We start from the raw sequence: 2,029 nt of genomic DNA, 5'->3' as shown, positions 1-2,029 counted from the left end.
GGTTTTTTTGGGGGCCCCAACCAATTCTCCCCCCTACACCCCCCCGGGCTAACGCCCCCGGCGGGCCCGGGGGCCGTGGGCAAAAACGGGGGGGGGCGCGGGGCGCGGCGGCCCGGCGCTCGCCACCGCGGCGATCGGCTCCTTCGTTGCCGGCCTGATCGCCACGCTGGCGCTTGCCTTCATCGCACCGCTAATCGTCAAGATCGCGCTGGTCTTCGGCCCGCGCGAATATTTCGCGCTGATGATCCTCGCCTTCGTTACGGTTTCCTCGGCCTTCGGCAATTCGTCGCTTCGCGGCCTCACCTCGCTGTTCATCGGTCTTGCGCTGTCGCTTGTCGGCATCGACCAGCTGACCGGCCAGAATAGACTCTCCTTCGGCGTTCCGGATCTTCTCGACGGCATCGAGGTGACGACGATGGCGGTGGCGATGTTTGCGATCGGCGAAACGCTGTTCATCGCAGCGCAGGGTGCATCAGCCCCCGACAAGATCGAGGCGATCAAGGGCTCGGTCTGGATGACGGCGCAGGACTGGGCACGCTCCTGGAAGGCCTGGCTGCGCGGCACGGTCATCGGTTTCCCGATCGGCGCCATGCCGGCCGGCGGCGCCGAGATCGGCACGTTCCTCTCCTATGCGACCGAAAAGAAGCTCTCCAAGCATCCGGAAGAATTCGGCAATGGCGCGATCGAAGGCGTCGCCGGCCCGGAAGCCGCCAACAACGCGTCCGCCGCCGGCACGCTGGTGCCGCTCTTGACGCTCGGCCTGCCGACTTCGGCCACGGCGGCGATCATGCTGGCCGGCTTCCAGCAATATGGCCTGCAACCGGGGCCGCTGTTGTTTGCCACCAATCCGCAGCTCGTCTGGGGCCTGATCGCCTCGCTGCTCATCGCCAACCTGATGTTGCTCGTCCTCAACCTGCCGCTGGTCGGGCTGTGGGTGCGGCTGCTCACGATCCCGAAGCCGTGGCTCTATGCCGGCATCCTGGTGTTTGCGACGCTGGGTACGATCGGCGCCAATCCCTCGGTGTTCGAACTCGGCATGCTCTTGGCGTTCGGTCTGGTCGCCTATGTCATGCGCGTCTTTGATTATCCGATCGCGCCCGTCATCGTCGGCCTGATCCTCGGACCGCTGGCGGAGCAGCAGCTGCGCCGGGCGCTCGCCATCAGCCAGGGCGATGTGACGACGCTCGTGCAATCGCCGATCGCTGCCGTGCTGCTCGGGCTTGCGGCCTTGGCGCTGATCCTGCCGCTCATCCTGCGCCTGCGCGGACGCGGCGATGTGCTGACACAGATGGCGGCCAGCGAAGACTGAGGCGCCTTCAGACAAAGAAAAAGACTGCCCAAACCCCTATCTTTCACGGCCGGCGATGGAGACATCCGCCGGCCGTTTTCGTTCAAGGTAGGCCGTCGCCGGCGCCGTTGACGTGTCTGAGGAAATCGAGGACGCGGCGGGTGAGCACTTCGGCGGCGTCGGAATCCCAGGAGGGGAGCGAGCTGTCGGCGAAATAATGCTGGTCGCCGGGGTATAGGAAGAGGCTCGCCTCCTTCACGTGCTCCAGGATCTCGCGGGCGGCATCGATATCACCCTCGCGCATGAAGATCGGGTCGGCATCCATCGCATGGATCTGCACCGGCACGCCCTCAGGCCACGGGCCGAAGGACCACTCGCCCGAGATCGGCAGACACGCGTGGAACAGAAGCGCGCCGCGCGCGCCGGGCCGTGTCTGCGCCAGCTGCTGCGCCGGCACCACGCCGAAGGAGAAGCCGGCATAGACAAGCTCTGCCGGCAGGTCGTCCGCCAGCCTGACGCCGCGCTCGCGCAGCGCGTCGAAGCCAGCGGCCTGGATATAGGCCATGCCCTCGTCGATGCTCGCGAAGACATGGCCGTCGAAGAGATCGGGCGTGTGGACGATGTGACCTGCATCGCGCAGGTGATCGGCGAAGATATGGATGCCCGGCGTCAGGCCCTGGGCGTGGTGAAAGAGCAGGACTTCGGCCATGGGTTACCTCCGGGAGGGGTAGGTATGGCGGG

Annotated in this window: 1 protein-coding gene and 1 pseudogene; one reads left to right on the top strand and one right to left on the bottom strand. The window is 66.3% G+C overall.

Annotated features, from left to right (window positions below; genetic code table 11):
- Positions 1–97 precede the first annotated feature (97 nt).
- A pseudogene (locus tag ACCD05_RS31630) lies at positions 98–1,309 on the top strand (tripartite tricarboxylate transporter permease); the annotation flags it as partial.
- An 82-nt stretch (positions 1,310–1,391) separates the two neighbouring features.
- Here the strand turns inward: ACCD05_RS31630 and ACCD05_RS31625 are convergent.
- Complete coding sequence (locus ACCD05_RS31625; protein WP_413397612.1) at positions 1,392–1,997, bottom strand: dienelactone hydrolase family protein; 606 nt, start codon at positions 1,995–1,997, stop codon at positions 1,392–1,394.
- Between the last annotated feature and the right edge of the window lie 32 nt (positions 1,998–2,029).

The sequence above is a fragment of the Rhizobium sp. Rhizsp42 genome (assembly GCF_047304155.1).
In the GTDB taxonomy this organism is placed as follows: Bacteria; Pseudomonadota; Alphaproteobacteria; order Rhizobiales; family Rhizobiaceae; genus Rhizobium.
The sequence above is the reverse complement of the archived record's forward strand: the minus strand, read 5'-3'. Positions and strand labels throughout refer to the sequence as shown.

Bases quoted from the DNA above. Each gene is read 5' to 3' on its own strand.
- ACCD05_RS31625 (WP_413397612.1), bottom strand. From the start codon at position 1,997: ATGGCCGAAGTCCTGCTCTTTCACCACGCCCAGGGCCTGACGCCGGGC.